This window comes from Vibrio sp. 811, assembly GCF_033339195.1.
Map to the genome: position 1 here is coordinate 1 of NZ_JAWOUB010000370.1, position 723 is coordinate 723.

The following is a 723-nucleotide window of genomic DNA, read 5'->3' on the forward strand; positions in this document are numbered from 1 at the left end:
CCATTGCAGGGCTAACCAAGTGAGTGCGACCATCACGGCCCTGACGGCCTTCAAAGTTACGGTTTGATGTGGATGCACAACGCTCGTGAGGACCTAAGCGGTCGTTGTTCATTGCTAAACACATTGAACAACCTGGTAGACGCCATTCAAAGCCCGCTTCTTTAAAGATGACATCCAAGCCTTCGGCTTCTGCTTGTGCTTTCACCTGTTCTGAGCCCGGGACAATCAAAGCTTGAACGTGCGATGCGACCTTACGGCCTTTCGCCACGACGGCGGCAGCGCGCATGTCTTCGATGCGAGAGTTCGTACAAGAGCCAACAAACACTTTATCTACTTGGTAGTCAGACAATGATTTACCTGCTTCTAGGCCCATGTAAGCCAATGCTTTTTCAGCAGACGCTTTTTCGATTGGATCTGTGAAGCTTTCTGGTGCTGGAATCGGTTGGTCAACGGCAATGACCTGACCTGGGTTTGTGCCCCAAGTTACTTGTGGTTTGATGTCAGCAGCGTTTAGCGTTACTACGGCATCAAATTCGGCATCTGCGTCAGTTTTTAACGTCTTCCAGTACTCTACTGCGGCATCAAAATCTGCGCCTTGCGGTGAGAACTTACGACCTTTGATGTATTCAAACGTGGTTTCATCTGGTGCAATTAGGCCTGCTTTTGCGCCCAATTCAATGGCCATGTTACATACCGTCATACGGCCTTCCATAGAAAGATCAG

The 723-nt window shown here is 49.4% G+C and carries 1 protein-coding gene; it reads right to left on the reverse strand.

Features of this window, described 5'->3' with window-relative positions; all coding sequences use genetic code 11:
- On the reverse strand, positions 1 to 723 hold a 723-nt coding region (locus R7Q46_RS26930), incomplete at both ends, for an aconitase family protein (RefSeq protein WP_318078197.1).